Annotated in this window: 18 protein-coding genes; 8 read left to right on the top strand and 10 right to left on the bottom strand. The window is 44.1% G+C overall.

The window, feature by feature from the left end; all coding sequences use genetic code 11:
- The first annotated feature begins 167 nt into the window (after positions 1 to 167).
- Together gltB and B0E43_RS19475 are read left to right on the top strand one after the other, a co-directional pair.
- Positions 168 to 4658, top strand: a complete 4491-nt coding sequence (gene gltB, locus B0E43_RS19480) for a glutamate synthase large subunit (protein WP_077352945.1) — start codon at positions 168 to 170, stop codon at positions 4656 to 4658.
- 1 nt (position 4659) lies between these two features.
- Positions 4660 to 6132: a glutamate synthase subunit beta gene (locus tag B0E43_RS19475; protein ID WP_077352943.1), complete on the top strand. Its 1473-nt coding sequence runs from the start codon at positions 4660 to 4662 to the stop codon at positions 6130 to 6132.
- A 108-nt stretch (positions 6133 to 6240) separates the two neighbouring features.
- Here B0E43_RS19475 and B0E43_RS19470 read toward each other — a convergent pair whose 3' ends face one another.
- Together B0E43_RS19470 and B0E43_RS19465 are read right to left on the bottom strand one after the other, a co-directional pair.
- Positions 6241 to 6642, bottom strand: coding sequence for a DUF4890 domain-containing protein (locus B0E43_RS19470; RefSeq protein ID WP_077352941.1), 402 nt, complete (start codon positions 6640 to 6642; stop codon positions 6241 to 6243).
- An 84-nt stretch (positions 6643 to 6726) separates the two neighbouring features.
- Positions 6727 to 8070: an NAD(P)/FAD-dependent oxidoreductase gene (locus B0E43_RS19465; RefSeq protein WP_077352939.1), complete on the bottom strand. Its 1344-nt coding sequence runs from the start codon at positions 8068 to 8070 to the stop codon at positions 6727 to 6729.
- Positions 8071 to 8214: 144 nt separating this feature from the next.
- Between B0E43_RS19465 and B0E43_RS19460 the strand changes: the two genes are divergently transcribed.
- Together B0E43_RS19460 and yjjX are read left to right on the top strand one after the other, a co-directional pair.
- Positions 8215 to 8922, top strand: a complete 708-nt coding sequence (locus tag B0E43_RS19460) for a YebC/PmpR family DNA-binding transcriptional regulator (protein ID WP_077352937.1) — start codon at positions 8215 to 8217, stop codon at positions 8920 to 8922.
- 18 nt (positions 8923 to 8940) lie between these two features.
- Entirely contained in the window at positions 8941 to 9507 is a 567-nt protein-coding gene (gene yjjX / locus B0E43_RS19455) for an inosine/xanthosine triphosphatase (RefSeq protein ID WP_077352935.1), read from the top strand.
- 200 nt (positions 9508 to 9707) lie between these two features.
- Here yjjX and B0E43_RS19450 read toward each other — a convergent pair whose 3' ends face one another.
- Entirely contained in the window at positions 9708 to 10592 is an 885-nt protein-coding gene (locus tag B0E43_RS19450) for an NTPase (RefSeq protein ID WP_254423464.1), read from the bottom strand.
- Between the two features lie 264 nt (positions 10593 to 10856).
- Between B0E43_RS19450 and B0E43_RS19445 the strand changes: the two genes are divergently transcribed.
- Positions 10857 to 11711 carry a M28 family peptidase gene (locus B0E43_RS19445; protein ID WP_371454727.1) on the top strand — a complete coding sequence of 285 codons (855 nt, stop codon included), beginning with the start codon at positions 10857 to 10859 and terminating at the stop codon, positions 11709 to 11711.
- 45 nt (positions 11712 to 11756) lie between these two features.
- A complete protein-coding gene (locus tag B0E43_RS19440; RefSeq protein WP_139352831.1) occupies positions 11757 to 13535 on the top strand; it encodes a chloride channel protein in 1779 nt (592 codons plus the stop codon).
- Between the two features lie 420 nt (positions 13536 to 13955).
- On the opposite strand, the gene mtgA is transcribed toward B0E43_RS19440, so the two are convergent.
- The 5 genes from mtgA to B0E43_RS19415 are packed head-to-tail and all read right to left on the bottom strand — an operon-like array spanning position 13956 to position 21207.
- Positions 13956 to 14651 carry a monofunctional biosynthetic peptidoglycan transglycosylase gene (gene mtgA, locus B0E43_RS19435; RefSeq protein ID WP_077352929.1) on the bottom strand — a complete coding sequence of 232 codons (696 nt, stop codon included), beginning with the start codon at positions 14649 to 14651 and terminating at the stop codon, positions 13956 to 13958.
- Between the two features lie 6 nt (positions 14652 to 14657).
- Positions 14658 to 15452 (bottom strand): class I SAM-dependent methyltransferase, encoded by a 795-nt coding sequence (locus B0E43_RS19430; protein WP_077352927.1) that lies wholly within the window; start codon positions 15450 to 15452, stop codon positions 14658 to 14660.
- Between the two features lie 28 nt (positions 15453 to 15480).
- Complete coding sequence (locus B0E43_RS19425; RefSeq protein WP_077352925.1) at positions 15481 to 17406, bottom strand: DUF3857 domain-containing protein; 1926 nt, start codon at positions 17404 to 17406, stop codon at positions 15481 to 15483.
- The gene (locus B0E43_RS19420; protein ID WP_077352923.1) at positions 17403 to 19355 is read right to left on the bottom strand and encodes a DUF3857 domain-containing protein; all 1953 of its coding nucleotides are present in this window, start codon (positions 19353 to 19355) and stop codon (positions 17403 to 17405) included. The genes B0E43_RS19425 and B0E43_RS19420 overlap by 4 nt, the downstream gene beginning before the upstream one ends.
- Positions 19348 to 21207 carry a transglutaminase domain-containing protein gene (locus tag B0E43_RS19415; RefSeq protein ID WP_077352921.1) on the bottom strand — a complete coding sequence of 620 codons (1860 nt, stop codon included), beginning with the start codon at positions 21205 to 21207 and terminating at the stop codon, positions 19348 to 19350. Before B0E43_RS19415 ends, B0E43_RS19420 begins: the two co-directional genes overlap by 8 nt.
- Positions 21208 to 21405: 198 nt before the next feature.
- On the opposite strand from B0E43_RS19415, the gene B0E43_RS19410 reads away from it, so the two are divergent.
- Together B0E43_RS19410 and B0E43_RS31325 are read left to right on the top strand one after the other, a co-directional pair.
- A complete protein-coding gene (locus B0E43_RS19410) occupies positions 21406 to 21870 on the top strand; it encodes a MaoC family dehydratase (RefSeq protein WP_077352919.1) in 465 nt (154 codons plus the stop codon).
- Positions 21871 to 21912: 42 nt separating this feature from the next.
- Complete coding sequence (locus tag B0E43_RS31325; RefSeq protein WP_256386947.1) at positions 21913 to 22035, top strand: hypothetical protein; 123 nt, start codon at positions 21913 to 21915, stop codon at positions 22033 to 22035.
- Here the strand turns inward: B0E43_RS31325 and B0E43_RS19405 are convergent.
- Together B0E43_RS19405 and B0E43_RS19400 are read right to left on the bottom strand one after the other, a co-directional pair.
- Positions 22032 to 24470: an outer membrane beta-barrel protein gene (locus B0E43_RS19405; RefSeq protein WP_077352917.1), complete on the bottom strand. Its 2439-nt coding sequence runs from the start codon at positions 24468 to 24470 to the stop codon at positions 22032 to 22034. The two genes, B0E43_RS31325 and B0E43_RS19405, sit on opposite strands and share 4 nt — an antisense overlap.
- 220 nt (positions 24471 to 24690) lie before the next feature.
- Positions 24691 to 25293 (bottom strand): superoxide dismutase, encoded by a 603-nt coding sequence (locus B0E43_RS19400; RefSeq protein ID WP_077352915.1) that lies wholly within the window; start codon positions 25291 to 25293, stop codon positions 24691 to 24693.
- Positions 25294 to 25698 lie beyond the last annotated feature (405 nt).

Here is a 25698-nt window from a genome sequence, read left to right as displayed (position 1 = left end):
CCAAAAATTAGAATTTTTAATCCAAAATTCAATTTTGCTAAAAATCCAATAAAGCTCAATTTTATCGATAATACTTCATAATTACATCGCGTTTGTTGCCTAAATTTTAACAAAAGAATTTTTTTTTGTAATTTTTGGAAATTTTGAACCTATTAAATCAAATAAGAATGCAAGAAGGTTTGTATCGATCGGAGTTTGAGCATGACTCCTGCGGTATAGGTGCGGTAGTGGATCTGAGCAATATACCCACTCATGAGACTATCAGCGATGCCTTATACATGCTTAGTAATATGGAGCACCGAGGTGGACGGGGATCTGACCCGAAAACTGGTGACGGTGCCGGTATTTCTATTCAAGTCCCCCATCAGTTTCTCAAGGACGTGACAGCACGTACGGAAATCAATCTGCCCGAGCCGGGATATTATGGCGTGGGTATGACTTTCTTTCCTAAGAACAAACAGCTTTACCAGCGGTCCAAAGAATTACTCAATAAGCTGATAGAGGAAATGGGCTTCAATCTGATCGGATACCGAGAGGTTCCGGTAGATGAGACTATTCCCGGATCAGGTGCTTTGGAAGTGATGCCAAACATCGAACAGCTTTTTGTAAGTCATAAAGGCGGTTTAACAGGAATTGAATTGGAGCGTAAGCTTTATGTCCTGAGAAATTTTGCAACCTCTGAGATTAACACCAAAATTCCCGGAGTAAATCACGCCTTTTATTTCGCCAGTCTGAGCAGCCTTACCTTAGTATATAAAGGACAGCTCAGAACTGACCAGGTATTGGCATTTTACAAGGATCTACAAAACCCGAGAATCGAGTCGGCATTTGCCATAGTACACTCCAGATTCTCTACCAATACCTTTCCAAATTGGAGATTGGCGCAGCCATTCAGATTCCTGTCTCACAACGGAGAAATCAACACCATTCGGGGCAACCTGAACAAGATGAAATCCAAAGAGGCCCTAATGAAATCTAAGCTCTTCACCGATGAGGAACTTGCGAAGTTGATGCCTATTACTAATAAGCTTAATTCGGATTCGGCTAACCTTGACGCCATGGTGGAATTGCTGACGCTAAGCGGCAGATCCCTTCCTCATGCCATGATGATGCTGGTACCGGAAGCTTGGCAGGATAATCAGGTGATGGACCGAGATAGAAAAGCATTCTATAAATTCCATGCTTCCTTGGTGGAGCCTTGGGATGGGCCGGCAGCTTTGCTTTTCACAGATGGGAAATCTGTAGGTGCAACTTTAGATCGAAACGGACTTCGCCCACTTCGATACTTTATTACAAGAGACAATCGCCTTGTCCTTTCCTCAGAGGCTGGTGCTTTACCAATCAGGGAAGCTACCATTACTGAAAAAGGAAGAATCAGTCCAGGAAAAATGATTTGGGCAGATTTGGAAAAAGGCCGGGTGCTTTTTGACGAAGAGGTAAAAGGTGAAATCTGCCGACGCCAGCCTTATGAAAAATGGGTGAACGAACAGCGGACAAAACTTCGATTCGTTCCTGACCCAGAAGAACTCACTCATCCTTATGCAACTGAGAATATCAAAAAGTGCCAAACAGTCTTCGGATATACTTCTGAGGAGCTGAAAGTTATTTTGGCACCAATGGGTGACACCGGATATGAAGCAGTAGGCTCAATGGGAGCTGATACGCCTTTGGCAGTGCTCTCCAAGCAAAGTCAGCATATCTCCAACTACTTCAAGCAACTCTTTGCTCAGGTGAGTAACCCTCCGATCGACCCAATTCGTGAGCGATTGGTGATGTCGCTATTCACCAGAATCGGCGAAAGCCATAATATTCTGGAAGAAAGTCCGCAGCACACCAAGCAGATTCATATCTCCCAGCCTGTCCTTCTCAATGAAGACCTTGAGAAAATAACCCGAATGGAACATTTGGGCTATAGAGCAAAGAAACTTTATGGCCATTTTATAGCAGACCATAAACCTGGAAGACTTCTGGAAGCTTTGGACAAACTTTGTCAAGAAGCTGAAGATGCTATCCATGAAGGCAAAAACGTCCTGATTTTATCAGACAGAAAAAGTACAGAAGAGCTTGCCCCAATCCCTTCACTTCTTGCTATCGGAGCTGTTCATCAGCATTTGGTAAAAAAGAAAATAAGGACCCGGGCAGGATTGGTACTCGAGTCAGCCGATATCCGTGAGGTACATCATTTTGCTACTGCCATCGGATATGGAGTCTCTGCTATCAATCCCTACCTGGCTCTGGAATCTTTGCTGGAGCAATTTGAAAAAGGTCAGCTCACCAAGGTGAAGGACCAGAAAACACTATTCTCCAATTATCAGGATGCTGTCGGAAAAGGCCTTTTGAAAGTCCTTTCTAAAATGGGTATTTCCACACTTCAGTCATACCAGGGAGCTCAAATTTTCGAGGCTCTAGGATTGGGTCCGGATGTGATCGACAGATGCTTCAAAGGAACTATTTCAAGAATCAGCGGGGTGTCATTTGACGAACTTGCTGAGGAAATATTGGTTCGCCATCATGCAGCCTATGAAACTACCAGCCCAATCCTCGAAACAGGCGGGGTTTATCAGTGGAAGAGAAGAGGGGAAAAACACATGTTCAACCCCGAGACCATTCATTTGCTTCAAAAATCAACCCGATTGGGTGACTTTGAGCTTTATAAAAAATTCGCTTCCAAAATCAACGAACAAACAAAGGATGCGCTTACTCTAAGAGGCCTTTTTGAATTCAAGAAAAGGATCAGCGTACCTATCGAAGAGGTAGAACCGGCAGAAAACATCATGAGGCGATTTGCCACTGGTGCGATGTCTTTTGGCTCCATCTCTCATGAGGCTCATTCGACCTTAGCGATTGCAATGAACCGCATCGGTGCAAAAAGCAATTCCGGAGAAGGTGGAGAAGACGAGATTCGATACGATAAAAAACCAAACGGTGATTGGGAACGATCTGCAATCAAACAGGTAGCATCCGGTCGATTCGGGGTTACCAGCCACTACTTGACTAATGCTGCTGAGCTTCAGATTAAGATGGCTCAGGGGGCCAAACCTGGTGAAGGCGGACAGCTTCCTGGCCACAAAGTGGATGAATGGATCGGACGGGTAAGACACTCCACTCCTGGAGTAGGCTTGATTTCGCCGCCTCCACACCACGATATCTATTCCATCGAAGATTTGGCTCAGCTGATCTTCGATTTGAAAAATGCTAACAGAAAGGCCAGAATCAACGTGAAGTTGGTTTCCCAGGCAGGCGTCGGAACAGTGGCTGCCGGTGTGGCAAAAGCTGCAGCAGATGTGATCCTGATTTCAGGAGCTGATGGAGGTACAGGAGCTTCTCCACTCAGTTCCATCCGTCACGCAGGTTTGCCATGGGAGCTTGGACTTTCTGAAGCACACCAGACTTTGGTGAAAAATAACCTCAGAAGCCGTGTGGTTCTTCAGACCGACGGTCAGCTAAGAACAGGTCGTGATTTGGCGATTGCAACCCTTTTGGGAGCAGAAGAATGGGGAATTGCTACAGGAGCACTTGTGGTTGAAGGTTGTATAATGATGCGTAAGTGTCACCTGAACACCTGTCCTGTCGGTATCGCCACTCAGGATCCTGAGCTTAGAAAACTCTTCACCGGTGATCCGGATCATGTCGTTAACTACTTCAAATTCCTTGTTCAGGATTTGAGAGAAATCATGGCATCCCTTGGATTCCGCACTGTGGATGAAATGGTTGGACAAAGCCAAGTTCTTCAGTCCACCGGACACCTGAACCACTGGAAGTGGGACAAAGTCGATCTTTCTCCAATCTTCCATAAAGTGGAAGTGCCTGACCACGTAGGTATCCACAAGCAAATCGACCAGGAATTCGAACTGAAAAAAGTACTGGATCGCCAGTTGATCAAAGCTGCGACACCGGCTTTGGAGCAAGCAATTCCTGTTTCCGGCAACTTCCAGATCAAGAATATTGACCGATCTGTGGGCGCCATGCTTTCCAACGAGATTTCCAAAATCTACGGAGGAGTGGGATTGCCTGAGGACACTGTTCACTTCAAATTTAACGGATCAGCCGGACAGACATTTGGTGGATTCCTTGCAAAAGGCGTCAATTTCGAATTGGAAGGCGAAGCCAATGACTACTTTGGAAAAGGACTATCCGGAGGGAGATTGATTATCTACCCTAGCAGAAATGCACGATTTGTCCCTGAGGAGAATATTATAATCGGAAACGTTGCCTTCTATGGCGCCACTTCCGGTGAAGCCTACATCAACGGAAAAGGCGGTGAGCGTTTCTGTGTTAGAAATTCAGGTGTAAAAACTGTCATCGAAGGTATCGGAGACCACGGTTGTGAATACATGACTGGTGGACTCGTGATCAACCTGGGTGAAATCGGAAGAAACTTCGCTGCAGGCATGAGCGGTGGTTTAGCATATATTTTAAAAGACTACATCACCGAAATCAACACTGAAATGGTTGACCTTGACATCTTGGAAGATGAGGATCTGACTACTATCAAAGCCTATCTGAAAAGACATGTCAAACTGACCAACAGCGGATTGGGTAAACGATTCTTGGATGACTGGGAAAAAGTCAAAGACCAGTTTATCAAGGTAATTCCTAGAGACTACAAGGCAGTTTTGCAAAAAAGAGCACAAGAACAAGCTAAATCATTGGTGTAAGATGGGAGCGAAAGACGGATTTATCCAATTCAAAAGAGAAACACCTGTAAGCCGGGATCCAAACGAAAGAATCGGCGATTACAGAGAAATATACGAGCCATTTTCCGGCGAAAAACTGAATCACCAAGCTGCAAGATGCATGGATTGTGGCGTTCCGTTTTGTCATAACGGCTGCCCACTGGGAAATGTAATACCTGAGTTTAACGATGCAGTCTTCAACAAGGAATGGGGACTGGCGATCAGTATTTTGCGCAGCACCAACAACTTTCCGGAGTTTACCGGCAGAATTTGCCCTGCTCCCTGTGAGGCAAGTTGCGTTTTGGGTATTAATAAAGACCCTGTTGCCATTGAATTGATTGAAAAGAGCATTGCCGAAAAAGCCTACGAACTTGGCCTGATCAAGGCAAATCCTCCGGCAAATAGAACAGGTAAGAAAGTCGCAGTCGTAGGATCTGGTCCTGCCGGCCTTGCTGCCGCTGACCAGTTGAACCAGGCTGGTCATGAAGTTACCCTATTCGAAAAAGACGCCAAAGTTGGTGGTTTGCTCCGCTATGGTATCCCTGATTTCAAGCTCGAAAAATGGGTAATCGACCGCAGAACTGAACTTATGCTTGAGGAAGGGGTTATTTTCTCTACTAATACCGAAATTGGAAAAACGATCCAGGCGGAGGAAATTCTGAAGAATTTTGACGCAGTTGTTCTTTCTACAGGAGCACAGCAGCCAAGATCTCTAAACATCAAAGGAGACAAACTCAAAGGCGTACATTTTGCCATGGAGTTCCTTGGCAAGCAGAACCAGGTAAATGGTAGCGAAATAAGCGAAAACCCGATTTCCGCTAAAGGAAAGCATGTAATCGTGATCGGTGGCGGTGATACAGGAAGTGACTGTATCGGTACTTCCAACAGGCACGGGGCTGTCTCTATTACCCAGCTGGAGCTTTTGCCAAAACCTCCAAAACAAAGAAATTTCATGAACCCTTGGCCAGAATGGCCAATGACTCTGAAAACTTCCAGTTCACACGAAGAAGGTGCTGAGCGGATGTTTTCAATCCTCACCAAGGAATTCACTGGAAATGAAGCTGGTGAAGTAACCGGACTTACGTTGGTGGATATCGAATGGAAAGAAAAAGGAGGCCGGATGACCTTTGAGGAGATTCTGGGAACCGAACGAACGGTACCTTGTGACCTGGCATTTATTGCCATCGGATATATGGGACCTGCACAAAATGGTCTTTTGAGAGCTTTCGAAGTAGAAGCCATGGAAAACAGTCTTCCCAAATCAAAGAATTATCAAAGCACAAACTCTAAAGTTTTCCTTGCAGGGGATATGCGCCGAGGCCAATCGCTGGTTGTCTGGGCAATTTCTGAAGGAAGAGAGGCTGCTGTAAAAGTGGATGAATACCTTATGGGTACATCTTCCCTACCTCAGAAAGACGAATCTTTCTTCCAGGTAGAAGAGCAAATCGCGGGATAATGTCAAGGCTATCCCCTTTGGGTTTGCCCTGACGTCCAATAGTACCCTGTTTAGTTGACCCACCTGCGATATAGAAAGCCACCTTTTGGGTGGCTTTCTTCATTTGGTTTAGTGCCCGCTTTTGTGTCTGGGCGTATCCCCACGGTAATGACCCTGACCACCTGATCTTCGATTCTCCCGCTGTTCAAGTTTGATTTCCTCCCACTTTGCACGCTGCTCCTCGGTAAGGACTTCCTTGATTTTATCCTGATGAGCTTTCATTTCGGCTGTTCTGGCTTTTCTTTCAGCCATTTCACGCTCCATTTCAGCTTGTCTTTTTTTTGAATGCTCCAGATTTAGATCTAGGATTTGAGCTTTTTGCGTTTCTGACAGCTCCAGTTCCAAAGCCATTTTATCCGTCATCTTTTTTGCTCTTTCCTCAGGATTGGGCATTTCTCTTTTTTCTTGCTGGGCAGCTACATGCAAACTGGTAAAGACCAATAACGCTGCTCCGATTATCCACTTTTTCATTGTTGTTTTGGTTTTGTTTCGGGATTTAGACCCTACTAACCCAATCAGGTTTAATGCAGCATGAATAACGAGTGTTAAGGATCCTTAATCCGGAGAGCTCTTCTCTTCGATCAACTCTTTTCGCTCTGAAGCGCGCACATATTTAGGCTTGATCAAAAGCCTCAAACTTGGGTCAAAACTGAGGTAATTCCATGACCAATCCAGAAAGATGAACACCTTGTTCTTTACCCCGAGGATAGCCATCAGGTGAACAAACAGCCAAGTCAGCCAGGCCAGCGCACCCTGAAAGCTGAAAAAAGGTAAATCCACAACAGCCAGCTTGCGTCCCACTGTCGCCATTGATCCGTGGTTTTTGTATTTAAAGGGTGACAATGCCTGCCCCTTTTTTTGTTTGAATAGATTCTTGGATAGGTTCCTGGCCTGTTGAATCGCCACTTGAGCCACCTGAGGATGGCCTTTTGGAAAATCCCCTTCAGGCAAAAGGCATTGGTCTCCCAATACATAAACTCCATCTGATCCGATCAGTTGGTTGAATTCGTTTACCAACATCCTGCCATTGCCGGCAAATTGGCTTGGGTCGAATCCCGCAATGTGGTTGGGCTTGATACCTGCAGCCCAAAGCAGAGTCTGGGTTTGAATAGGTTCCTTCTCCGCCAGCGAGACTACCTTCCCATCATAGTCCAGCACTCTCGTAGAAAGAAAAACCTCAACCCCCAAATCCTGCAAGTATTTCAAAGCATGCTTCTGGGCTTGCTCAGACATCGCCCCGAGTAATTTTGGACCTGCCTCAATGAGCACCACCTTCATATTTTTGAAGCTCAGTTCGGGGTAATCTTTCGGAAAAACATTGTTTCTGAGCTCAGCCATCGCACCGGCCAGCTCAACGCCTGTTGGACCTCCACCTACGATGACCATATTCATGAGCGACTTTCTATCCTCCATCTTTGGGATCGTTATCGCGCGTTCGTAGTTTGAGATGATCTTATTTCGAATGTAAAGGGCCTCCGAGACGGTCTTCATTGGAGAAGAGTAGTACTCAATATTCTTAGCTCCGAAGTAGTTGGTATCCGCTCCCATTGCTAAAACTAAATAGTCATAATCGATATACCCGATGTCCGTATAGAGCCTTTTCTCCTTGGCATCTACATTTTCTGCTTCAGCCATTCTGAAACTCATATTTGAAGCTCCATGAAAGATTTTGCGCAAAGGAAATGCGATGGCGCTCGGCTCCAGTCCCGCGGTAGCTACCTGGTAGAAGAGGGGCTGAAACTGATGATAGTTGTTTTTATCTAAAAGAATAATCTGAAAACCACTGTTTCGAAGACTCAAGACGAGTTTTAGTCCTGCAAAACCACCTCCTACTATCACGACTTTAGGAAGATTCAGCGAAGGGAGATTCGGAATAGGTGGATAGTTTGAATAGTCCATATAGATTTGGATTTTTTTATCCGAGGTCGATTGGCCTCAAAAACATTGATTTCCATTGTAATTGCTCCTTTTGATAGGAGGATAGGGGTTCTGCTTAGTAAAAAGATTTACTATTTTTGCCCACCTCTAATATACAGTGTAACTATGGGAAGAGCATTTGAATTCCGAAAAGAAAGAAAGTTTAAGCGTTGGGACAAAATGTCCAAGGTTTTTACCCGTTTGGGCAAAGAAATAGTAATGGCGGTAAAATCCGGAGGTCCGGATCCCAATACAAACACGAAGCTTAGGACGGTCATTCAGAATGCGAAAGGCGCTCAAATGCCAAAAGACCGAATCGAAGCAGCGATCAAACGCGCTTCCAACAAGGACGAAAAAGACTACGAAGAGATCGTGTATGAAGGCTATGGCCCCTTTGGCATCGCCTTTATCGTAGAGACCTCCACAGACAATACCAACCGAACTGTCGCCAATGTGCGCTCTTATTTCACCAAAGCAGGTGGGGCACTTGGCACTTCTGGCTCAGTGAGTTTTATGTTTGACCGAAAAGCAGTATTTCGATTTGCCAAAGCAAATTATAACCTGGATGACCTTGAGCTGGAACTCATCGACAACGGATTAACAGAAATAGCGGAAAATGAAGGAGAAATTTTCGCTTATACCGAGTTTGAGGACTTTGGCTCCATGCAAAAAGCCCTGGAAGACCGGGGAATTGAAGTTATTTCGGCGGATTTCCAGCGATTTCCGACGACCTTAACCGAACTGACAGAGGAACAGGAAGAACTTATTCACAAACTCATCGATCGTCTTGAAGAAGATGACGATGTCAATCAAGTATTTACCAACATGGCCTAAGCGTCAGCGGCCTGATTTATGAATTTCAAAAGAAGACAAAATTTCCAACCCTCTGACAAATTGCTTGTTTTGGTCGGAAGCAAAAATCCGGTAAAAATTTCCAGCACAGAAGATGCCTTTACCCGGGCATTCAACAAAAGTTTTCTGGTGGAAGGAATCAATGCTGCATCCGGAGTTTCCGATCAGCCCTTGGGAGATAAGGAAACCCTTCTGGGTGCAAAAAACAGAGCCTATAATTCCAGAGAGATATTTCCTGAAGCCAATTATTGGGTTGGAATTGAAGGAGGACTCGATGAGGACGAATATGGGATGTTTGCTTTTGCTTGGATTTATATCCTCGATCGAAACGAAAAAACGAGTCAGTCCAAAACCGGCACCTTTTACCTTCCTAAAGCAGTGAAAGAACTTGTAAAAGAAGGGATGGAATTGGGAAAAGCGGATGATTTGGTGTTCAATAAGGACAATTCCAAACAACAAGGAGGATCGGTAGGAATTCTCACACAAGGAGTGGTGGATCGAAATGAATATTATCGCCAGGCCATTATTCTTGCCTTGATTCCATTTCTAAATGAAAATCTTTTTTGAAATGAAAAAGATCATTGAAAAATTAAATAAACCAATGATTGATTAAAAATTTTTTGGAAGAAATTGGATTTACTAAATATTATTTCTTCTTTTAGGGAAGTAGGAATTTTCACCCTGAATTTAATGCTTAATTAATATTGAAGTAAAAGTTGCTAAAATCACCCTAACCCTAAGTCAAGTAAAAACCTCCTCCGGGAGGTTTACTTTTTTAGATTGTTCAAAAAGTTGGTTAATGCAAGTTGCCAGTCCTCATCTGCATCCCATTCTGGACCCAGATATAATTCATCCCTTACGATAAGTTTGATGTAATATTTCACCACGGTTTTGGAGCCTTCTTCTCCAACAATCGGTTCAAGTCCCATGCTTTTCATCAGATCGGCCTGCCTGCCTTCGACTTTGACCAATAGGAACTGCACTCTATCCTGAACCAACTCTTCATTGGTTTTGGCCTCGGTTAGCCATTCGATCTGAAAAGGATAATTACTTTCCATAATCGACTGAATCTGGAACTTTTGTGCAGCCTGCTCTGCCAATATTGCTTCCTGGGATTTGCCCAATAAATCATACCTAAAATAGCTTAGTGATCCTGATTCTGCTGAGGATCCCTCAAGAGGGATTCCCAGCTTGAACACTTCCAGATTAAGAGGATTTCTTGGAAGGAATTTTTGTTCAGATTGGGCTGTTTCCTGATTGCTGATTTGGGGGAATTCGGGCACATCTATGACCAACAAGTTTTTTGACCTCGTTGCCTTTCCCGATCCAGCCAATTGTGTACCGGCATCATCCCAATCTTTCCCCGTGATACCATAGAGGGCGGTCGTGAGAATTATTTTCCCGTCTTCGCTAAATGGACCAATATGAATGCTGAGACTTTCTTTTTTTCGGGTAACTAAGATGATGTTTTTGACCTGACGTTGAGAAAAAGCTTTGGCATAATCCGCCTGTCTTGCTTCAGAAAGTATCACCTGTTCCAATTCAAAATAAGCAACCGGGTCTGCTCCTGCCTCCACCAAATGATGATGAACACTGTCGGCCAATTGTTGCCAGCTTAATACCGGTCTAGAACCAGGATCGGTCGAAACCATTACCACAGATTTTCCTTCAAAAAAACTTTGGGGAAGTGATCCCTGAGCCTGAACTATATGAATTGAAATAAAAAAAAGGAGAGCGCAGCAGATATATTTCATCAAATTCAGATGTGGTGACGGTAAGCCTAGTATTTTTACGAATATACATAACGAACAATAGATCACCAGATGCAATTCAATTTCAAGAAATTCCTCTTTTTAGTCCTTGGTATCCTCATTTCAAGTTTTTCTTTTTCCCAAAGTATCAACTCTGAAAAACTGTTGAAACACATCGAATTTCTTTCTTCTGATGAGCTTGCCGGAAGAAAGCCTTTGAGTAGCGGAAGTCTGGAAGCCAGAAAATATATCCTAAATGAATTGACTGGGTATGAAAATGTCCAAGCCCTATATCCGGATTTCATTCAGCGGTTTTCATTTGTTTCTGGCCGTGATCTGAAAAATTATGAGGACGCAGCCAACTTGGTGGCATTTATCCCCGGAAGCAGCTCAAGAAAAGTAATCGTTGTCACGGCACACTATGACCATGTGGGTATTGGCAGACCGGATGCTGCCGGAGATTCAATTTATAACGGAGCTGATGACAATGCCTCCGGTACGGCCGCCCTGATGGCTATCTCTGAATATTTTTCCAAAAACAGACCCTATCACAGTATGATGTTTGTGGCCTTGGATGCGGAAGAAATGGGACTGAGAGGCGCAAAAGCCCTGGTTGAGGATTTCCCTTACCCTTTGGACCAAATCCTGCTGAATGTAAACATGGATATGCTCAGCAGAAGTGACAAAAATGAACTTTATGCCTCAGGCACTTCCCATAATCCCCAATTTAAATCTATACTGGAAAAGGCATCAGTTGGATCAAACCCTACTCTTAGACTTGGGCACGACACTCCGGGAACCGGCCGGGACGACTGGACCAAATCATCGGACCATGGAGCCTTTTTTGAGAAAAAAGTTCCTCACATTTATTTCGGAGTAGAAGATCACGAAGATTACCACAAACCTTCGGATGAATTTGAAAATATCCAACCTGAGTTTTATATCAATGCTGTAAACCTTGTCCTGAAGTGCATTCTAGCTTTGGATTCAGAAATGGCAGGGCAGGGAAATGTTGAGTAAATGAATCTGGCCCCTTTTTAAACCAAATGCTAAAATTCCACAGCTTTGCCAAAAAATGATCTGATAACGAAGTTTTTGATCTGGAGGCTCCGTCACCTTAGCAATCAGTCATTTATCCTCATTCTGAGCGGGCTGATTGGTATTTTTTCAGGATTAGCTGCGGTCATACTCAAGACTTCAGTCCATGCAATCCAAAATTTCCTCACGGAGGATTTTTATAAGGAATATGCAAATTTCATGTACATCATCTATCCCCTGATCGGCATTTCGGCAGCCTATCTCATGGGAAGGTATGTGTTGAAAGACATCGGTGGTCATGGCATTCCAGACGTTCTATTTAATATTTCAAAGAAAGCAAGTATCATCTCCCCGGCTAAAATCTACAGCCGGGTGATTACTTCAGCATTAACTGTGGGGTTTGGGGGCTCAGTTGGACTTGAAGCGCCCATGGTCGTGACCGGATCGGCGATAGGGTCCAATGTGGGACGGTTAGTCCATCTCAATCCAAAAAAGCGAACACTGCTGATTGGCTGTGGTGCAGCCGGTGCCATTTCAGCCATTTTCGGTGCCCCGATCGGCGCCGTGATTTTTGCGATTGAGGTCATTCTATTGGAAATCAGCACGGCAAGTTTCATTCCCTTATTGATTGCATCTGTGATGGGCTCGATCACGTCCATGATCCTGATCGGAGAGGAATCTCTTTTCAGCTTTAGCCTGAAAGAAAGCTTTTTAGCTGCCCACATGCCATACTACCTTCTTTTGGGGATAGTTTGTGGGGTAGTATCCCTTTATTTCAGCAAAATGGTAAGGGCCACGGAAAAGATAATGGACGATATTGGAGATCAGTGGATGAGAACCATGTATGGAGGTGCTCTACTCGGGATCATGGTTTTCTTTTTCCCGCCGATTTACGGAGAGGGATATAATACTTTGAATGTCCTGATTGAAGGGAATTATTCCCAGATTCTGGACAACAGTATTTTCTTTTCAACCATCGAAAATCCAGTGATGATATTGGTCTTTTTGGGCATCATCGTACTGATCAAGCCGGTGGCAGCCGCAGTTACTATCGGCTCAGGAGGAAGCGGTGGGATATTCGCACCATCCTTGTTTGTGGGTGGAATGGTGGGTTTTTTGTTTGCCTATTCCAAAAACATGCTGGGTTTCCACATTCCACTGCCTGTGGCACATTTTACCCTGGTGGCCATGTGTGGGTTGATGGCTGGAGTTCAGCACTCCCCTTTGTCGGCAATCTTCCTTATTGCCGAGATCACAGGAGGGTATGAACTTTTTGTACCCTTGATGTTTGTGTCAGCAATTTCCTTTATCACCACTTCCCATTACCAAAAAGACAGTCTATACAAACTTCAGCTCAAAGATCAGGGTAAGCACCTCCCTGAAACCAAGGATCAAGAGCTGCTTGACACAATAGACATTTCACATGTAATAGAGCGGGATTTACTGCCTATTCATCCAAATGCCCAGCTTAAAAACCTCATCGATTTGGTGAAAATCTCCAAAAGGAACATTTTTCCTGTTGTCGATGAAAATGATGCCCTTCGGGGAATCATTACCCTTGATGACTTCAGGGACATTATGTTTGACCATGAAAAACAGGAAACTGTCCTCATCCGTCAACTTATGCACAGTCCACCTGAAATCCTATTGGCTACTGACAATATGCAATCTGCAATGGAAAAATTTGAAAGATCCGGTGCCTGGAACCTGCCTGTCGTGGAAAATGGAAGGTATCAGGGCTTCGTATCCAAGTCCAGAATTTTCAATACTTACCGAAAAAGGCTGATTGGTCAAAAGCAGGATTGAGCCCTAAAAAGAATAAAATTTGGAATTTAAATTTATCCACTTTTTGATATGTCTTAAGCCTTGATTTTCTTGCATTTAGCTGATATTATCCACAATTTCAGCTTTCTCAAACCTTTATTATATTACTGATTTTCAATAGTTTACAAACTATTTGTTGACAAGTGTGGATAAATAATCGAAAATGTGGATAAATTTTTCTTGCTACTTTTAATGTTAAAACAGAGCCTGTAGGAGGCACTTTTTCAAAAAATGACCCAGAGAAAATCAACCTGCTTTTTCGTGTTGATAATCCTCATTTTTAAAACATTATTCGGATTTTATTTATTCCATCCGACATAAATTCCCATCTGTTTCACCAAAAATGGAAATCCTACTCAACAATAGTGGAATATTCACATTTTAACAAAGAGAATCCAAGCATCAGGCACCGAATCCAACAGGTTCGAGATTGTTCATTTGTCTCATGATCCAACTTTGTCTTCCACGTATATAGCCGGTGGGGCGGGCAGGTGTCCATCTTCGGGGATTTGGCAGAACGGCAGCAATCATAGCCGCCTGACTCCTGTTAAGTTTGAGGGCTGGTTTTTTGTAATAAGCCTGGGATGCCGCTTCGATGCCATAAATACCGTCACCCATTTCTATCACATTGAGATATACCTCGATGATTCTTTCTTTGGACCACAATAACTCCACTAAAACCGTGAAGTAGGCTTCGAGCCCCTTCCGGACATAACTTCTGCTTGGCCAAAGGAAAACATTCTTAACAGTCTGCTGGGTAATCGTACTGGCACCTTTGATCCGCTTGCCTTTTTTGTTGTTTTCCCAAGCTTTTTCCATCGCCTCAAAATCAAACCCTTTGTGATCCAAAAACTTCTGGTCTTCTGCGGCTATCACTGCCTGAGGAGCATTTTTGGAAATATTGGAAATGGACACCCAGTCCTTGTACAGGCGCACTTCCTTTTCGGAATCAAAAGCCTGTTCAAAAACCCGTATGACCATCAGTGGCGTAATCGGAACAGGGAGAAAACGATAAATAATAACCAAGCCAATTGAAATCCCCAAAAACCAAAGGGTCGTTTTCCAAATCACTCTCCAAATCAGACGAACTATCTTCATGAATATTTATACCGTTGCTTTTGCCTGCACAAATTGGTAGAAAAAAACTGCATTTTCATCAGCGAGAATCCGATCAAGATCATTTTCCATTGCTTCAATTTCACTTTGGGAAATCATCCCAGCCTCCAACATGCCCGGTGCACCGCTTTTCATGAGTATTTTCCAGAATTCAATGAATCCTTTGAGCTGCTCAGGCTGGCTTTGGTCTAGGTGAAAGCCGCCATGGGTAAGCTTGATATCCTTAAATCCCGATTGGAAAAGCAGATTCCCAAGCTGTGAACCAACATCTGGATTTCCCCCAAAGCCGATTTGTTGTTGATTATAAACCTTGTAATAATGCTCCATTGCCGGAGAATCGGGGTAACAGTAAAAAGTCGAATTGAACACCTCTGTAATGTGGATTTTGGCACCGGGCGAGAGATGTGCTCTCATCCGCTTCAGGACCCGCAATGGGTCTGTTACATGCTCCAGGGTCCAGCAGACAAATGCAGAATCAAATACCTGATCGAGCAGAAGCTCATGTGCGTCCTGACAGACCAGGATGACCCGGTCTGCATACTCCCGCAGGTTTTCAATTGCTTTGGCCAACTGAGTTTCTGAAAAGTCCACAGAGGTTATTTCCAACTCCGGGAAAAGGCCCAACAAAACCGCCGTCTGAGCGCCTACGCCACTTCCAACTTCAATCAGTTTTTTACAACCTGAAAAATCAACATCCTTATAAATCAAAGGGGCCAGAAAACCTGCCTGGTCTATCAGGCGCTGCTGCTCGTGGGAATTATACCCATGGAGGTATTTTACCATTTTTGCTTTTTCATTAAAGTTGAGAAAATCAGCGGGCAGTTTCGCGGATTACAACGACCGGCTCAGAAAGTTTTTCGGAGACAATTTGGAAAAAATTTCGAATCTCCCCATATCTCCCTCTTGAGATAGATTCCTTGACTTGGATCTGGATATCGGTGGCAATTTTCAACGTTTCTTTCTCAAAACGGACATCAAAGACAAAAGCCATGTCACCTGAATCTGATCGAAGGGAGATTGATTCGGGATATTCATCAAGGGTGTATCCTTCGGGAAGCTCCACCACAAAATTCATGGTCTCCCGAATCGGAAATCCAAATTCCAATGGATACACCCTGGATTGTTCCAAAAAAGGGTTCACTGCAAATGAGGAAAATGTAAATGGATCCAGGAGGATTACTGATTCATCCATCTCTTTTATGGGTAGGTGATAGGAGGACACTATAAATCTCCCGTCCTTAAAATGATCCTCAAAGCTCACATTATAAGGATCCAAATCTCCAGGAGCCTCATCGTCCCGATTTACAGCCAAGGCATCCCGAAGTGCCAATACCTTTAGGTCGGTGAGCTTCAATCTTTCTCTAAACGCCAGATTCCCGATAGAATCAAGCTCCAAACTGATTTCCAATTCCGTTTTGGAATCAAAATCATAGGTCAATTCGATTAACTCAGAGCTGGCCTCACTAAGTAAAAACCCTTTTTCTACGAGTTTTCGAAGCGGAAGCAATCCGAAAGGCAGCGTGGAATCTGTCGCGTCAAGGTAGGTGATTTTGTTATCGACTTTCATCTTTACCAGGGATGAGGAAAATTGGTCGATGTTTGGGCTTGGAATCAAGAATGACCTCTTGAGTGGATGAAGTTCATTGACCAAAACCGGCTCAGCATGGATCTCATAGCTGCGCAAAGCTGCAATTAACAACAAATGAATATCGAGATGATTTCCTTTCTTGCTTCGAAGAAGTTCCGACAGGGATTTGGAAGGATAGGCAAAGAGGCTGGGCTCCAGAGTGAAATTTTCCGAAATATAGCGGTAGATCCTTTTTGCAATGGCCTCCTTGCTTTCAGCTAAAAACAAATCCTCTTTGAGGCCAAGATTTTTATAAGAAACTGATTTTTTATAAGATCCAAATTCTTTTAATTCCATGATTTGATCCCCGAGTCTCTGCCAAGTGGAATATAAAGTTGCAGGACTCCGGGTGGCATCGACAGCGAGAAATCCCTCGATCCGCTCCAGGTAATCCATGGGAGAGGAAATGTAAGGCTCAAGCGGAAATGATCTCAAGTCCTTTAAATCCCAACTGAATCTATCTTTTTTTGCAGAATGGCTCATTGAGGCTTTCACCCGTCCCGGAGGCACAATGAGCTGGTATTGGAGGAAATCAGGTACCTCAAACGTAAATTTGGATCTGAGCTTGGGGTACTCTCCCTGAAATACCCAGCCTTTCAGTGTGTAGTACATCCGATCAGCTTTAATGTATCGATACTCTAAGATTGACCCTTTGAAAACCTTTGGAAAGATGATGCGGTATTCCCCATATCCATCTCCAAAATCAATTTGCTTAATATCTTCCTTCTTAAGAGGATAGGTCTTTCGGGCTCCGTTTTCCAAGAAACTCACCTGGGCTTCCAACTCCAAAATTCTTTCAATGTTCCAGTCTCCCGCATGGTAGTAGGGGATCACGATCGTTCCAAAACCGCCCACATTGTCATCCAGCACCTTGTAGCGATAGTGAGACTCCGTGTACATTCCCATGATTTGATAGGTTTCCTCATTCCAGATCAATCCTGTTCTGCCTGCTTCGTAAAGCGAGACAACCTTGGCTTCCGGTTCAAAAGGCACCGTTTCAAGGGACAATTCTTCTTCCGAGTACACACCCCACTCCCCTTCTTGTGAGAAGGCCATGAGCGAACATCCAAAAAAAATAAAGGAGAATTGAATCAGGGGAATCCTGTTCATAGGCTTTTCTCTATCTTCTTCAAGATCACAGGCGAAGCCAGCTTAGATGCTACGCTCTCCATGAAAAATTTCAGATCTCCATAGCTTTCAGGCTGAATCAGGGGACTCCTCACTTCCAATTTCGCAGTGATCTTGACTACCTCACCGAGGTTTTCTGTCAAAAAGGTAAAAGCGATCGGAGCTCCCGGAATCGTGATGGTTTCATTGGTGGGATAATCGTCCAATTCATATCCTTCGGGCAGATTAATATTGGCCGTGTAGGTCTCTTTGAACGAATACTCAAAATCCACCGGGAAAACCCGAAAATCCTGAGTGAACGGATTCTTGGCAAATTCCGAAATCTGCAGAGGATTGAAGACAAGCAGATCCTGCTCGCCAGCATCCTTCAGTACCGATTGGAATTGGACACTGACCATGTTTTTTTCCTCCAACTGATCTGTCACCTTGACATTCCGAATCTCAAATGCTTCGTAGCTCTCCTTGAACAGATCTTCCATCGGCTTATTGTCATTCTCTAGGTTTTTTACCCGATGCACATAGTCCAATCCTTCATAGAAGAAGTTTCTGATGGTATTGTCTATCAGCAATTCCCCAGTCTCAGGATCCAAATTGATGGAGGAGTAAACCAGCTTATTTGAAGCATGCTTGATGTCAATCGGAATCAGTCTGCTGGAATTTTTCTCCAACAGCAGTCCGCCTTTGACATGCTTGTCCAGATCCACATACCCAAAGGGGGCCATGGGATCACTCAAATCCAAAAACTGAGTCTGCCCATCCAAATTGGCTATCAGCAAGATTTCATCAAACTGGCTGAGGAAAGGAAAAGGAACGATCTCACTTCTGCCATATCCTTTGCTCCCGATCAGCACCGGGTTGCACTCAATCCCCAAAGACCGAAGAATTCCCATATAGGCGAGGATAAGCTCTCCCGGCGCTCCTTTTTTTGATTTGAGTAATTGGGGGAGTGTTTGATCCGTGTAGATCCAGTCTGATCCTTCGTTGACAAAATTGTCTCTGATGTAGTAGTAGGCAGTCTTTGCTTTCTCCAGTTGAGTACCGCCACCCAAATCGAGGGACAGCATTTCGCGCTCGATAGGATTCGTTCGATAGAATCCTTTCGTGGTGTAGTACTCGATCAATTCATCTCCCAATTTTTCCCAGTTGTTGAGAAAATCGGTCCATTCTGGCCCTGCCGTATAGCCAGAGCCGGAACCAGATCCGGATCTGTATCGGGAAAGCTGGAATTCCACACGGTCCACGTAGTCCCTATAGTTACGCATGAATGGCTCCTCTTTGAGGCCGTAAAGATCCCTGAGAATCCAGCTGAAATAGCCATAGTCACTCTTTCGCTCAGCTCGGGAATATAGATTGGCACCTTGGCTTATAGTTTTGTACTCCAGGTGATCGGGTATTTTGATCTGATATTCCGAATACATTACCGGCACCGACTTCTGAAAGGTCCAGCCATCCAAAAACTCAATATTCTTGTCGCCCTTCTTGTAGGAATATTCCAATATGGATCCCACTTGGGCATTGGGAAAAGAAATCCGCAGCTCCTTAAGCCCATCACCAAGATCAATGTCAAAGAAATTGCTCTTGTCCAGCTTAGTCACTACAGGCTTTCCTCCCTCGAGGTTGGTGATCTGAGCCTTCATTCCTGTCAGATTCTCCACGTTGTTGGTTCCTGCAAAGTATCTGATTCGAATGTCCGCGTGCTCTTTGCCCGCTTCGGTCAAAATCTTGACGCGATGGAAATATTGCGTCTCAAGACTACCGTTGAAAATGCGGGAATCTCCAAAAGAGGCCAGATAAACTGCTCCGGCTCCCGTCTCGTATGGGACCTCTTTGAGGTCCATTTCTTCCTGGCTGATCTCGCCCATTTTCACAGATTGACCGGAAGATAAAAGGGGCAAAAGTACTGCAATGACAATCAGAAGTGCTCTATTCATTGGGAGATTGGGTGATAGTTGTGTTTGAAAAAAGAATAGTTCGATCGAAAGTGGTATTGATTTTTTTCAGCAAAGCTGTTTCCTCGCTTTTTTCGAGTTTTTCAGGAATTTTGAGACTGATCTCCCTTCGTACCCGGAGAATATCTCCCTCCATGGTAATCTCCAGTAAACCAGTCAGGTTTTCCTCATCCATGGATACATGGGGGAAATTCCCATCAGGCTGCCAGGCTTCAGGGAGCTGAATTTCGTATTCGTCCACCTGCTTCAGGGACTTGTTTGCGAGATGGTCAGGCCCGAGTTTTCCAAGAAAAGGCCTTAGAATAATCCTCTTGGCAGTGGCTTGTGAAAACTTTTGTAGAAACCCGTCAAAGGCGAGTTCTGCAACCGGAAGAGAATCCTTATTGACAATATCAAATTGATAACCTTCAACGATCAGACCGGAAACCGATGAATTCCTGTTGAGGTAATCCCGCTGCTGACGTTCGTCAAGATTCCCTTTTACATAGAGGATCTCTGTCGCAAAATTTCCGAAAAACTGCTGCTTGGTGTCAATCTTTGCATTTCCCTGAGGATCTATCACCACCTTGGATTGGGACCGGATCTCATTCCACTCTTCCGAAACATAAGCGGGAGTCTTGGTGAGGTAGCCTCCATCTGGTTTTGTCACCAATACGTGTCTGTCTCTTGTAAAATCTCCCAAATATCCGGCGGGAAGCAGATTGGACGTACATTCCAGCCATATTGGCTGAGTAGGTGTAGGAACCTGCAAAATCACATGATTGAATTGATTCGAAGGTAAATCTACCTCGATGTCATCGGCTTTGGCTCCTGCGTAGACCAAGGTATAGTTCGAAGGAATACCGGCTGCTTCCAGCATTGCCTTCATCAGGTTGGTGAGTCCCTTACAATCCCCGTAGGAATATTTGACCACATCAGCAGCCGTCATTGTCTGCCATCCACCGATACCGAGCTGGATGCTGACATACCTGAAGTTCTTCTGGAGATAGGTGTAGAGAATCTTTATTTTCTCGTAGGGATCATTTACTCCCTCCAACAACCTTAAGATTTTTTCTCTGAAATCCCCGGGCAATACGTCCCTTCCTTTGTTTAGCTCAGACTGCCAGGACGCAAGTCCCGACCAGCTTTCCATCTCACCTACATAAGTATCAAGTGCAAACTTGACTGGAGCAAGTAAAAGCTTGGGGTCCTCGTCGGAATCAAAGTCTTTCGGTTGGACGGGCAGATCCTTCTCGGTCCAAGTGATAGATGTAATTCCCAACTCCTCGTCTTGAGTCTTGTTTCCTTTAAGATTAAGTTCCTTGTATTTCAATCCTAGCTCAGTTGGAAAGCGAACCGTAAAGGAAGATTCAGTCACCTTTTGGTGGTAGTTTGGAATGGGAGTCCATTTGGGGAGAAAAAAGTTGGTCTTGGAAAAAACCTCAGACTTGATCTTTACCTCAACCGGAAATTTTGCGGCTGACACTTCAAAATATTTGTATCGGTTGTCATCAAAAACGGTGGAACTTGAGTAATACGCTGCATCACCCATATCCTTCAATCGGGCTTTTTTGATGGATTTACCCGTCAAAATATCCGTTACCTCCACCTCAAAACTCTTGACTTCGTTCAATTTATCATAGAAAAGCCTGGAGTAAGCATGGTCGATCCCATCGGATGTGTTCACAGTAAGTGTACTTTCGACTACCAGGGTATAGGTGAAGTCAGGATTGACCGTTAGCGTCTGATTTTGGGAAAGGATGGAGTAATATGGAATTTCTTGTAGTATTTTGGAGGTATCGTCCGCCACAAAGGATTCTGTGAACCACAAGAACCCCAACAGGAAAGCAAGCATGGTATTTGACGTAAATTTTGAGAAAAATAGGAGATTCGTTTCATAAAACTAAGTTCAATTCAATTATTTTTTTTAAATCAATTTCAAGTATAGTTTTATGAATTTTGAGCATTCTCAATTGTATCCCAGACCCTCTCCGGCTTTTTGGATTTCCAAAATAATCTCTGCTATTTTGGCAACCTCCAACCCTATTTGATCATGAACCCAACAGTAATCGGCAGTTTTGAAGATTTTGAAAAGCACAATGGACTGGAACTCGGTGCTTCAGAATATTTCAAAATCACCCAGTCTCAGATTAACCTTTTTGCCGATGCGACTTACGATCATCAATGGATCCACACCGATCCCGAGCGCGCCAAAGCTGAAGGGGCCTTTGGCAATACCATCGCCCATGGATACCTCACTTTGAGCATTGTACCATACCTTTGGGAACAGATCGTCCTAGTCGAAAACCTCAAAATGATGATCAACTACGGCATCGAAAATTTGAGATTTGCCCAGGCCGTAACCGTAGAAAGTGAAGTCAGGCTGGTGGCCAAACTAAAAAATGTAGCAAATTTAAGGGGCACCGTGAAAGCGGAAGTTGAGGTAAAACTGGAGATCAAAGACCAGAAAAAACCGGCATTCACCGGTGTTTTGATTTTCCTCTATCATTTCCACTAAAGCTGTCAATAAGGATTTCTTCCCTCCACGGAACCGGAAAAAATGAAAAAAGACCTGTTTGGTTTTGTAAACCAAACAGGTCTTTTGGTGTCTGCTTCAGACGTAGTGGTGAAAGGAGATAGAGGAAAAAAACCTCCCCTGACCTTGGGGAGGTTCACTCGTTAATCCAATCTATTTCTTTCCTCGGAGCTTCCGGAATCTGATTTTACCCTGAAGCTTTCTCCCTTGGCAAAATTGTATTTCAGGGTGAATCTCACACCCTGATTGCTTCGGTACTGTCGGAAACTTGTATCGATATCCGCAAATTCAATACTTGCTCTGATCAATTGGGTGCGAAACAGGTCAGTACCATTGACGGAAATCGAAAGTTTATCTTTCATTACGGATTTGGTCACTCCGGCATCCACCCATCCAAATCCTTGAATCATTCCCTGTCCCCAGATCTGTGGACCTAAGTACATCGCCATCACTTCCATCTTGAATCCTTTTGGTAATGTGAAGTTTTGTTGGGTTCTCACCATGTAAGAAACCTGCTCAACGTCCAAAAGATCCTCTCCGATTTGAGTCTGGAATTGGTTGTAGTTTACCTGAAGCATGTTGGAAGTGCTCCACCACTTTTTGATTTCTACTGGCACGATTGCCCGGAAGTTGGCATTTCTGGTCTGATCAAAATTGTCAGTGTAAGTGGTCGTGGTCCGCTCCTCCTGATCCTGTACAAACACTTGCATGAAGGCATCTTCTGTCACACTATAACCAATTGTAAACTGGTAGGCCCCATTCACCACATGGTTCATTTCAAAGTTGGAAGAGTACTGTGGCTTCAGATTTGGATTTCCCTGCTCGGAAGTCAAAGGATCGATGTAGTACACAAATGGATTTAGCAGTCGATAATTTGGCCGGGTAATACGTCGGTTCGCGTTGTAGACGATCTGGTACTTGTCACTCACTTTGTGTTGAACAAAGAAGCTGGGGAAGAGATTGAAATAATTCTGCTTGTTCACTTGGTTTAAGGTCACAGAATTACCCACGATATCGGAATACTCGCCTCTCAATCCCGCCTGATAGCTTAATTTTTCATTAAAAGAGCCTTTCAAAGATGCATAGCCCGCCAAGACATTCTCATTGTAGATAAAGCGATTGGAGTTGGGATCCTGCTCAAATGGACCTTCATTTACGGCTCTGCTTAGATCGAGGTCATTGTCTGATTCTACCCAGCTGCCTTTCAATCCTGTCTCGAATGTTTTTCCACCTTTCAGCGCTTTGGTAAAGTCTACTTTTGCTGTAAAAATGGTGTAATACATGTCATTCAGGGTAAGGATTTTGTCCGTGTAGGAAGCGCTGGGATCATCGTTTCCTGACCAGTAGCTGTTGTCCAAAAGCGAGGTGCTCTCATTGTCCATGATGGTAAAGTCCACATCAGCGGAGATTTTACTTCCCAAAGTATCCAATTTGGCATCGTAGTGAAGGTTGGTGAACAGACGGTTTCTTTTTCCTTCTGATTCATTCGTCGACTCGATAAAGTTGTTGAAATCCTGGCCGGGATTGGTCACCACTGTTAATGAGGAATTGTTGTTGGTATCAGTAGAAGAAGAGGCCTGAACGTTCAGTCCCAGGTTTTGATTTTTATTGATTTCGTAGTTGGCAGAGCCGTTAAATGACGGGGTTTTGTACCTGGAAGTGATTCTGGAATCCTGATTGAAATTGGAAATTCCTTCTTCCACAGTAAAGTTTCTGTTGATTTCCAGGTCATTGTAAACGGCATATTCGTTGTAGTTTAAAGTACCATTCGTAGACAATTTCCCTTTTTTCAGGTTCAGTGTCATCCCTGCATTTGGCGCAAATTGCCCGTTGTATTGGCCACCAACCTGGATATTTCCAAACACACCATCAACGTTGTTTTTTTTCAGCTGGATATTGATCACTCCGGCAGAGCCTTCCGCATCAAAACGGGAAGAGGGATTATTGATCACTTCGATGCTCTTGATGTTTTCTGCAGGCATGGAGCGAAGGAAGTTTGCCAAATCCGTCGAACTCATGTAGGTCGGCCGGTCGTTGATCATCACGGTGGCTCCGGATCGGCCATTCAGGTTGATGTTTCCCTCCTGATCCACATAGATCCCCGGGGATCTTCCCACCACATCCAGGGCGTTTGAACCCTCCGCCATGACAGTACCCTCTACATTGATGATGGTTTTGTCCGGTTCAATGATGATTTCGGGCCGTGAAGCCTTCACAGTGACCTCATCTAACCCAGTCATTTCGTCGGATATGGATACGGTGCCAAAATCTTTGATCAAACCTGGAGAAAGATCAAATGCCTCAGAGGAAAAAGACTGGTATCCGATGGAGGACACCGCCAATTTGACTTTGGCCGTCTTCGTGGACTCAATCTTAAATACTCCGTTCTCATCGGATACGGCTCCATCCACCAATGCCCCTCCAAGGTCGACAAGGGCTACGTTGGCATAAGGAACGGGTTCGCCTTTTTGATCGGAAATTTTTCCGGAGACCAGGGCAACCTCTTTTGGAGTTGCTGCTAGATTACTTACCCCCAAGAAATAGACAAGAAAGGCAAAAAAGGGAAAGTTGATAGTTTTCATTTTAAAATAATAGATTGGCTTAATGAGAATCGTTATACCACTCTATAGGAAAATGAAGTGCCAAGGGCAGTAATGTGCCCAAATTAGCTTCAAAAGGAATTTTTAAAAATCGAGCTAAAAATCGTTGTACCATTACCGTACAGTATATTATTCGGTTTAGGACATAAAAAATCCCCGAAACAAGAATGTCCGGGGACCTAAATTTGAGTAGTACTGTACCTTATTTGGCAGCAGCAAATCTCTTGCTTACCTCATCCCAGTTGACGAGATTCCAGAATGCCCCGATATAATCAGGTCTTCTGTTTTGGTAGTGCAAATAGTAGGCATGCTCCCACACATCCAATCCAAGGATCGGTGTGCCTTTGATCTCAGCTACATCCATGAGGGGATTGTCCTGATTTGGAGACGAAGCCACAGAAAGGCCATTTTCGGTCACGACCAACCAAGCCCATCCTGAACCAAATCTGGTAGCTCCGGCTTTGTTGAAGGTTTCTTTGAACGCATCAAATGAACCGAATTTTGCGTCAATCGCAGCCGCCAGTTCTCCTGAAGGAGCTCCTCCACCGGTTGGAGAAAGAATCTGCCAGAAAAAGCTGTGATTCCAGTGTCCACCACCGTTGTTACGGACAGCAGCATTTGAGCCAGCCACTTTCATCAGTTCTTCGAGAGATTTGCCTTCCAGATCAGTGCCTGCAATGGCATTGTTCAGGTTGGTGACGTACGCATTGTGGTGCTTTCCGTGGTGAATCTCCATGGTGCGAGCATCAATATGCGGCTCCAGGGCATCAAAAGCATAAGGTAAAGCGGGAAGTGTAAAAGCCATATTGTTAAGATTTTGGGTTAAACATTACTTTTATATGAGTCCGTAAACTACGATTTGTCAACCAGTCTTTGAAAAAAAAGGTTCTGATTGATCGAAAAATGAATTAGTCTCCATTGAAATCGCATTAAGAATCAACTTTTCCTATCAAATAAAAGCGAAGCTATTTATTTGATATTGAAACATTCAGGGAATTAAGGGCATGAAGTTCTATTACCTCCTTGATTCTGTGGATAAATTCCAAAAACGTCACAGGCGACAGTCCTCAATTTTCTTAATTCTCTCCTATGTTAGCAACGAGTTGAAAAATCACCTTTCAAGCAATTAAATTTATTGAATAAGTGGTGAGGGATGAGAGCCAATTAACTCCTAAATAATCTCAAGATATATTCACATTGAGAAGCCGCC

Origin of the sequence: Algoriphagus sp. A40 (genome assembly GCF_002002735.1) — a bacterium.
Taxonomy (GTDB): Bacteria; Bacteroidota; Bacteroidia; order Cytophagales; family Cyclobacteriaceae; genus Algoriphagus.
The sequence above is the reverse complement of the archived record's forward strand: the minus strand, read 5'-3'. Positions and strand labels throughout refer to the sequence as shown.

Excerpts from the sequence above, each read along its gene's own strand:
- B0E43_RS19400 (WP_077352915.1), bottom strand. The coding sequence starts at position 25,293 with ATGGCTTTTACACTTCCCGCTTTACCTTATGCTTTTGATGCCCTGGAG.
- B0E43_RS19410 (WP_077352919.1), top strand. The coding sequence starts at position 21,406 with ATGAACCCAACAGTAATCGGCAGTTTTGAAGATTTTGAAAAGCACAAT.
- B0E43_RS19405 (WP_077352917.1), bottom strand. The coding sequence starts at position 24,470 with ATGAAAACTATCAACTTTCCCTTTTTTGCCTTTCTTGTCTATTTCTTG.
- B0E43_RS19420 (WP_077352923.1), bottom strand. The coding sequence starts at position 19,355 with ATGAATAGAGCACTTCTGATTGTCATTGCAGTACTTTTGCCCCTTTTA.
- yjjX (WP_077352935.1), top strand. The coding sequence starts at position 8,941 with ATGAATTTCAAAAGAAGACAAAATTTCCAACCCTCTGACAAATTGCTT.
- B0E43_RS19475 (WP_077352943.1), top strand. The coding sequence starts at position 4,660 with ATGGGAGCGAAAGACGGATTTATCCAATTCAAAAGAGAAACACCTGTA.
- B0E43_RS19425 (WP_077352925.1), bottom strand. The coding sequence starts at position 17,406 with ATGAACAGGATTCCCCTGATTCAATTCTCCTTTATTTTTTTTGGATGT.
- B0E43_RS19415 (WP_077352921.1), bottom strand. The coding sequence starts at position 21,207 with ATGCTTGCTTTCCTGTTGGGGTTCTTGTGGTTCACAGAATCCTTTGTG.
- B0E43_RS31325 (WP_256386947.1), top strand. The coding sequence starts at position 21,913 with ATGAAAAAAGACCTGTTTGGTTTTGTAAACCAAACAGGTCTTTTGGTG.
- B0E43_RS19470 (WP_077352941.1), bottom strand. The coding sequence starts at position 6,642 with ATGAAAAAGTGGATAATCGGAGCAGCGTTATTGGTCTTTACCAGTTTG.
- B0E43_RS19430 (WP_077352927.1), bottom strand. The coding sequence starts at position 15,452 with ATGGTAAAATACCTCCATGGGTATAATTCCCACGAGCAGCAGCGCCTG.
- gltB (WP_077352945.1), top strand. The coding sequence starts at position 168 with ATGCAAGAAGGTTTGTATCGATCGGAGTTTGAGCATGACTCCTGCGGT.
- B0E43_RS19450 (WP_254423464.1), bottom strand. The coding sequence starts at position 10,592 with ATGGTTTCGACCGATCCTGGTTCTAGACCGGTATTAAGCTGGCAACAA.
- B0E43_RS19460 (WP_077352937.1), top strand. The coding sequence starts at position 8,215 with ATGGGAAGAGCATTTGAATTCCGAAAAGAAAGAAAGTTTAAGCGTTGG.
- B0E43_RS19465 (WP_077352939.1), bottom strand. The coding sequence starts at position 8,070 with ATGGACTATTCAAACTATCCACCTATTCCGAATCTCCCTTCGCTGAAT.
- mtgA (WP_077352929.1), bottom strand. The coding sequence starts at position 14,651 with ATGAAGATAGTTCGTCTGATTTGGAGAGTGATTTGGAAAACGACCCTT.